Source organism: Streptomyces sp. McG3 (genome assembly GCF_018619185.1).
In the GTDB taxonomy this organism is placed as follows: domain Bacteria; phylum Actinomycetota; class Actinomycetes; order Streptomycetales; family Streptomycetaceae; genus Streptomyces.
The window spans coordinates 1-6,880 of the sequence record NZ_JAAXYC010000373.1; the positions used below are offsets into that span (position 1 = coordinate 1).

At 72.0% G+C, this 6,880-nt stretch carries 7 protein-coding genes; 3 read left to right on the top strand and 4 right to left on the bottom strand.

From position 1 onward, the window contains the following. Positions 1-137 precede the first annotated feature (137 nt). Both HET64_RS34545 and HET64_RS34550 read right to left on the bottom strand, forming a co-directional pair. A complete protein-coding gene (locus HET64_RS34545; protein ID WP_215111204.1) occupies positions 138-341 on the bottom strand; it encodes a hypothetical protein in 204 nt (67 codons plus the stop codon). Between the two features lie 122 nt (positions 342-463). Continuing rightward, positions 464-868, bottom strand: coding sequence for a hypothetical protein (locus tag HET64_RS34550; protein ID WP_215111201.1), 405 nt, complete (start codon positions 866-868; stop codon positions 464-466). A gap of 305 nt (positions 869-1,173) precedes the next feature. On the opposite strand from HET64_RS34550, the gene HET64_RS34555 reads away from it, so the two are divergent. Together HET64_RS34555 and HET64_RS34560 are read left to right on the top strand one after the other, a co-directional pair. Next, the gene (locus tag HET64_RS34555; RefSeq protein ID WP_215111198.1) at positions 1,174-2,019 is read left to right on the top strand and encodes a hypothetical protein; all 846 of its coding nucleotides are present in this window, start codon (positions 1,174-1,176) and stop codon (positions 2,017-2,019) included. A 336-nt stretch (positions 2,020-2,355) separates the two neighbouring features. Then, complete coding sequence (locus tag HET64_RS34560; RefSeq protein ID WP_215111199.1) at positions 2,356-3,993, top strand: penicillin-binding transpeptidase domain-containing protein; 1,638 nt, start codon at positions 2,356-2,358, stop codon at positions 3,991-3,993. Between the two features lie 16 nt (positions 3,994-4,009). On the opposite strand, the gene HET64_RS34565 is transcribed toward HET64_RS34560, so the two are convergent. Next, positions 4,010-4,663, bottom strand: a complete 654-nt coding sequence (locus HET64_RS34565; protein WP_251146285.1) for a 3'-5' exonuclease — start codon at positions 4,661-4,663, stop codon at positions 4,010-4,012. A 31-nt stretch (positions 4,664-4,694) separates the two neighbouring features. Beyond that, positions 4,695-5,900: an MFS transporter gene (locus tag HET64_RS34570; protein ID WP_215111200.1), complete on the bottom strand. Its 1,206-nt coding sequence runs from the start codon at positions 5,898-5,900 to the stop codon at positions 4,695-4,697. A 50-nt stretch (positions 5,901-5,950) separates the two neighbouring features. Here HET64_RS34570 and HET64_RS34575 point away from each other — a divergent pair, with 50 nt between their 5' ends. Next, positions 5,951-6,787 (top strand): helix-turn-helix transcriptional regulator, encoded by an 837-nt coding sequence (locus HET64_RS34575; RefSeq protein WP_374105603.1) that lies wholly within the window; start codon positions 5,951-5,953, stop codon positions 6,785-6,787. Positions 6,788-6,880 lie beyond the last annotated feature (93 nt).

A 6,880-nucleotide genomic window follows, 5' to 3' on the forward strand; every position in this document is an offset into this window, starting at 1 on the left:
CCCCGGTCCCCAGCCGCCCCTCTGCCTGCCCCTGGAACGCGGGCGGGCCGCGACGACAAGTCGTCGCGGCCCGCCCGCGTTTCACAGGATTCCGTCCGGTCGACAGAATTCCCGGCTCTCTCTTCTGAATCCGAAGGTTAGAAGAAGTGCTTTCGCCCGCCCACCGCGCGGCCGGTCGCACCCAGGATCCACAGGATGGCACCCACCAGGATAAGGATGCCGCCCACGGTCGTCAGGATGCCTATACCGACAAGCAGGCCGATGATCAGCAGAATAAGCCCAAGGATGATCATTTTCGTTTTCCCATCGTCAAGTCGGTTCAGACGCGTCTGCGCCTGCACTTCACAACGGCCTCAGTGCACCTCGCCGGTACTGCCCGGCTGCGAATGTCGCCCGGACCTCGTTGCGTAGGTCCTGGTGCCCGGCAATTCGGCATTCACACATCGCTTACACATCATCGCCGTCACGTTCGCCGCTGTCGCGCCAGAAAGAGCGCCGCCGCCCCCGAAATCGCCAGGAAGAACACGGCGGCCCCACCCGACATCCACGCCAGGAGGGCCGCACCGCCGCCCCCGACGTCGTCCTCGCGGGCGACCACCCGCGGGTCGTCCGCCTGGTACCGGACGGTCATGGCCGCGCCGACGGACCGCTTGCCGCCTCCGCTGCCCACCGGGAGGTCCGCCACCACGGTCCGCCCGCCGGCCTCGAACTTCACCTCGCACTGGCCCGCCATGCACGCGCCGCTGGTGTGCAAGGTCGCCTGAGCCCGCTCGCCGTCCCGGAGGGAGCGCAGGTGCTCTGCCGCCGGAAACATCACCAGCGCCGACAGCGCCCCCAGCAGCAGGCCGAGAGCCAACGACATCAGCATGGACGCACGGGGCCCCAGCCCGTTCGCGCCGCCGCCGGCCGCTCCCGCCTTCGCCGGGGCGCGCACTCCGGACGCGCCCCCGTTCGCTTCGCCGTCCACCTGGCTCGCCCCCCTTGCCCGTCGGCGCCGAGCCGACGTTCCGCTTCCTCGTCCCCGAGCAGGTTAGGCGGGTGACCGAGGCGATTTCAGGGGCGATGTCGGCACTGCCGGACCGGCCCCGGCTGCCTGTTGTCGGCAACGACGGCCGGGGGCGTCAGTGCCCTCGCGTACGTTGAGCGCCGTCGCAGTCGAACGGAAGGCACACAGTGAAAGCGTACGAACTGGGATTCGGGGAATCCGCGGACGAGCTGACGGCCCTCCCCGGCAAGCCCATCGAGACCGATCTGCCCGGTGCCCGCGTCGCCGGGTGGTGCGGTGGTCGTGCGCCCGGCATCGGGACGGCCGCGTGGCCCCGGAGCCCCGTCACCGGACTGCCGATGATCCATGTCATCACCCTCGGACTGCCGGAGGAGTACCGGCGCAAGGGCGAGGACCTGGTGGCCCTCTCCCTCTTCCAGGCCGACGACCACGTCGCCACCGCCGTCGAAGGCGTCGCCGAGCTGCTGGGGAGCACCGCGCCCACCGCCGGGCAGGCCCCCGATCCGTTCCTCGCCGCGGTGGCCGCGACGGCCGCCGCACGCCATCCCCAGCAGCGGGACCTGGAAGACCTCATCGGCGGCGCGCACGCGCTCCTGTGGCTCACCGCCGAGGAGTTCGCCGCTCCCCGTATCGACCCTCCGGCCGACATCCGCCCGGCCGGTCTCGGTGACCACTACCGACGCGGCCAGAACGCCTGGGACGACAGCGCCCCCGAGACCACGGTCTGGCTCGGCGAGCGCACCGGCGACCCCAACACCGGCATCGCCCCGTCGGAGGACGGCGCGGGCGGCTATGTGGCCGCCTGGTCCTCCGACGACGAGCAGCTCGAAGCGTTCTGGTCGTCCGTCGAGGGAACCTCGCACCTGGGCGGGACGATCATGCCCTGCCAGGGGATGCCCGAAGGGCTGACCCCGTACGTCTTCGAGCTGGAGGACGGCGTCGGCGGGCTCAACCTCGGCGGCGGCAACGCGCAGATCGACCTGGAGTCGGACGTCTTCGACTGGGCGCAGTAGGGCGGCAGGGCCATGGCACGACAGGGCGGTAGCCGGCAGGACGGGTTGCCGCCCGGGGCCCAGTCGCCCGCCGTTGTGCCGGTTGCCGGAGCCGCTCCCGCGCGACGGGCGCGACCGGCGGGGCGGTGGGTTCTTCCGGCGCTCCTCCGCCTCGCGCTGCGCCCTCCTCATGCGCTCCGCCCACGCCGGGCCGCCACCACACGGTGGAGAGCGCTTTCCGGCCAAGCATTCCGGTCCGGTAACAACGCCCTCACCGCCTGCCACAAGCCTTTAGGGTTCCTCACGGTTGCCCCTTGAACCTGTTCAGGGGGCTCTCCTGGGGAGGGGGACTGCGAGATGCGCAGTGGAGCGAAGGTCGCCGTGATCGGCGGAGCGTTCGTCCTGGTGGCCGGAGGGATCGGTTACGGGGCGTACAGCATGCTCGGGGACACGGGCGGCGGGGACGGCGGTACGCGGAGCGCGTCCGAGTCGTCGAAGGTGAAGACGGGGCCGCCGAGCGCGGAGGAGATAGCCGAGACGTCGAAGGGCTTCCTCGACGCGTGGGCGGCGGGGGACGCCGCGGCCGCGTCGCTCCTCACCAACAACGAGGCGGGCGCGGAGCCGGTGCTCGCCTCGTACGGCGAGGACGCCCTCATCGGCAAGGTGAAGATCACCCCGGGCCCGGCCGTCGGCACGAAGGTGCCCTACACGGTCAAGGCGACCGTCTCGTACGACGGGAAGTCCAAGCCCCTTGCCTACGCCTCGGAGCTGACCGTGGTGCGCGGACTGACGACGGGCAAGGCGCTGGTCGACTGGGCCCCGACGGTCGTGCACCCGCAGCTGACGGAGGGCGCGACGCTGAGGACGGGTGAGTCCTCGACGCCGACGATCGAGGCCGTCGACCGCGACGGGAAGGTACTGACCAAGGAGAAGTACCCCTCGCTCGGGCCGATCCTGGACACGCTGCGCGAGAAGTACGGGGAGAGCGCGGGGGGTTCGCCCGGCATCGAGACGTGGATCGAGCCCGCCGACGAGACCCAGCCGGACGTCAGCCTGCTGACCCTGGCCAAGGGCAAGCCCGGCAGGGTCCAGACGACGATCGACGCGGGCGCGCAGGCGGCGGCGGAGCGGGCGGTGAAGAAGTACGCGGAGGCCTCCGTGGTCGCCGTGAAACCGTCCACCGGGGCGATCCGCGCGGTGGCCAACAACCCGGCGACCGGGTTCAACGCGGCGTTGCAGGGAAAGCAGGCGCCCGGCTCCACGCTGAAGATCATGACGGCGGCGATGCTGCTGGAGAAGGGCGTGGTCACGGCGAACGGGGCGGCGGAGTGCCCCAAGGAGGCCAGGTACTACACCCGCACGATCCATAACCTCGACCACTTCTCGCTGCCGGACGGCTCGACGTTCACACAGAGCTTCGCCAAGTCGTGCAACACCGCCTTCATCAAGCTGATCGACGCCGTCGACGACGACTCGGCGCTCGCCAAGGAGGCGCGGGAGGTCTTCGGGATCGGGCTGGACTGGAAGACCGGTGTCGTCACGACCGACGGCAGTGTGCCGGAGGAAGTGCAGGGTGAGGCCGCCGCCCAGTACATCGGTCAGGGCACGGTCCAGATGAACGCCCTCAACATGGCGTCCATCACCGCCACCGCCATGACCGGCACCTTCAACCAGCCGGTCATCGTGCCGAAGTCCCTGGACAACCGGCCGTTGGCCCAGGCGTCGCGCTCGCTGTCCCTCTCCGTCACCCAGCAGCTCAAGACGATGATGCGGGCCACGGCCGCCTGGGGCACCGGCGCGAAGGCGATGGCCTCGGTCGGCGGCGACAAGGGCGCCAAGACCGGTTCGGCGGAGGTCGACGGGCAGGCGACCTCCAACAGCTGGTTCACGGGCTTCAGCGACGACCTCGCGGCTGCGGCGGTCGTCCAGACCGGCGGCCACGGCGGCGACGCGGCGGGCCCGGTCGTGGCGGAGGTGCTGAAGGCGGGCGGCTGAGGGCGGACCGGAGGCCCTACTCCGCCGCCCAGTCCCCCCGCCCCGCCAGGTCCAGCACCAGGGCGGCGATGTTCCACGCGTCGTCGTCGCCCCGGTGGTGGCGGCCCTCCAGCGGGAGGCCGGCCACCTCCAGGGCCTGGGCCATGCCGGGGCGGCGGCGCAGCCCGTACGCGGCGGTGAAGGTGATCTTGGCATTCGTGTGCCGCTGCCCGAAGGGGTATTCCGCACCCGTCGCCCGGCACTGGCGGATGAACTGGTGACGGTCGTAGTCGCCCCAACTCGCCCACGGCAGCAGCCCCGTACGGTGCTCGGCCGCCAGCACCCGGCAGGCCTCGGCGAAGGGCAGCCCGCCGTCCACCTCCGCCTGCGTCAGCCCGGTCAGCTCCGTGCAGAACGGGCTGACCTCCGAGCGCGCGGGCCGGACCAACAGCCGGTGCCTGGCCGGCCGTCGGCCCGCGCGCAGGTCGACGACGGTGAGGCCGATCTCGATGATCTCGCTCACCTGGCCGGGCGGCGGCTGCCCGTCCCAGCAGGTCGCCTCGACGTCGACCACGTTCAGCAGGTGGTCGATGTGCCGCCTCTGCTCGCCCTGCTCACTGCGCCCGCTCTGTTCGCTGCGCCCGCCCCGCTCACTGCGCTCGTCCTGTTCGCCCTGCGCCCCCGTCTCCATGGGACGAGCGTAGAAGCACCCCCGGCCCGGGTCATCCGGGTTTCGCCGCCCCGCTCCCGGAGCGCGCGGCGGCGACGGCTCCGGGCGACTCGGCTCCCGGTACACGCGGTTCGGGCAGGGTGCGGAAGAGCAGCCAGCTCAGCAGAGGCATCGCCACGAGCGGCGCCAGGGCGGTCCGCAGGGACGTGGCGTCGGCGAGCGCCCCGACGGCAGGACTGGCCAGGCCGCCGATGCTGACGGTCAGACCGAGGGTGATCCCGCTGGCGGTGCCGACCCGGGAGGGCAGGTAGTCCTGGCCGAGCGTGACCTGCAGCGAGAAGGGCACGTACAGGCCGGCCGAGGTCAGCGCCAGGAACAGGAAGACGGCCGGGCCGGGCACCCACACCACGCCCGCGACGGCCCCGGCCGTGACCAGGTATGACCAGCGCGCGACCGCCACCCGTTCCCACCGTGCGGCCAGGAACCCGCCGAGGACCGCGCCGACCGTGCTGCCGAGGTAGAGGACGAACAGGGCCGCGGTCCCGACGGCGATGCCGCCGCCCAGTCTCTCGCGGACGTACAGCGAGATGAAGGTGCTCAGGCCGATGAACGCGATCGACCGGAAGACCACGGCCAGGGACAGCCTCACGAAGGAGGCGATGTCGTCGCTCCCGGCCGGCGGCCTCGTCGCCCGGGGCCCGGCGGCCTGCCGCTGCTGAAGGACGCGCACGACCGGCAGGCACAACGCGGCGCCGACGAGGGCCGGCAGCACGAGCAGGGGCGTCCAGCGCAGCCCTCCGACGCTCATCACGGCGGCGACCATGAGCGGGGCGAGCGCGAAGCCGACCGTGCCGCCCGTGGAGAACCAGCCCATCGCCCGGTGGCTGCCCCGGCCGGCGATCCGGGCGACCCGGGCGGATTCGGGGTGGTAGGCGGCCACCCCGATGCCCGACAGCGCGACGAACACCAGGGTGAGCGGATAGGAGCCGCTCAGGCCGCTGAGCGCGATGCCGAGACCGCCGAGCAGCGTGCTCACCGGCAGAAGCCACGGCATGGCCCAGCGGTCGGTGAGCACGCCGAACAGCGGCTGTGCCACGGAGGACAGCAGCGAGGCGGCCAGCACGATGCCCGAGGCGACCGCGAGGGAGTAGGAGCGTTCGGCGATGAAGAACGGCACCAGGGCCGCGACGGAGCCCTGGTAGATGTCGACACAGGCATGGCCCACGGACAGCAGGACGATCGGCGTGTTCCTTCGCATCCCGCCATGTTCCGGCCCGCGGCGCTGTCGCGCTTTCGATAAACTGCCACATGATGACGAACATCCGCCAGACTTCCAGCGGCCACACGTCCATCGACCAGACATCCGTTGGCCAGGCTTCTATCCGCCAGGCTTCCGTCCGGCAGGCCGCCATCCGGCACGATCCGGTGGCCCCGACCCGCACCCGGCGGCTGGCGCCCGGCGGTTCGATCGACGCCCACCGGCACGACGACCACCAGATCGTCTACGCGGGCCGGGGGGTGCTGACCGTCACGACCAGCGCGGGGTCCTGGGTCGCCCCCGCCACGCGCGCGATCTGGGTGCCCGCCGGCACCGTGCACGCGCACCGGGCCTACGGCGAACTCGATCTGCACCTGGTGGGGCTGCCCGTCACCGAGAATCCGCTCGGCCTGGACACACCGACCGTGCTGGCCGTCAGCCCGCTGCTGCGCGAACTGCTCATCGCCTACACCCGCGCCGAGGGCGACGACCGCCCCGAACGGGCCCGCCTCCGCGCCGTGCTCCTCGACCAGCTGCGGGCCTCCGCCCAGCAGCCGTTGCACCTGCCGACGCCCACCGCCCCGCTGCTGCGCGCCCTGTGCGACATCCTCCAGGCCGATCCGGGCGACAACCGTACGCTCGCCGAACTCGGCCGCCGGGTCGGGGCGAGCGACCGGACCCTGTCCCGGCTGTTCCGCGGCGACCTCGGCATGACCTTCCCGCAGTGGCGCACCCAGCTCCGTCTCCACCACGCCCTGATCCTCCTGACCGAGCGGACGCCGGTGACCGCGGTGGCGCATCAGTGCGGCTGGTCGTCCACCAGCGCCTTCATCGAGGTGTTCCGCCGCACGTTCGGCCACACCCCGGGCTCCCACCGGACGGAGTGAGGCCGCGCCGCGCCCACCACCCGGAACCCCCTCGCATGCATACTGCACCGACCGCTAGCGTGCAGCCATGAGCACTCCCGAACCCCCCGAAAC

Bases quoted from the DNA above. Each gene is read 5' to 3' on its own strand.
- HET64_RS34550 (WP_215111201.1), bottom strand. From the start codon at position 868: ATGCTGATGTCGTTGGCTCTCGGCCTGCTGCTGGGGGCGCTGTCGGCG.
- HET64_RS34560 (WP_215111199.1), top strand. From the start codon at position 2,356: ATGCGCAGTGGAGCGAAGGTCGCCGTGATCGGCGGAGCGTTCGTCCTG.
- HET64_RS34565 (WP_251146285.1), bottom strand. From the start codon at position 4,663: ATGGAGACGGGGGCGCAGGGCGAACAGGACGAGCGCAGTGAGCGGGGC.
- HET64_RS34570 (WP_215111200.1), bottom strand. From the start codon at position 5,900: ATGCGAAGGAACACGCCGATCGTCCTGCTGTCCGTGGGCCATGCCTGT.
- HET64_RS34575 (WP_374105603.1), top strand. From the start codon at position 5,951: ATGATGACGAACATCCGCCAGACTTCCAGCGGCCACACGTCCATCGAC.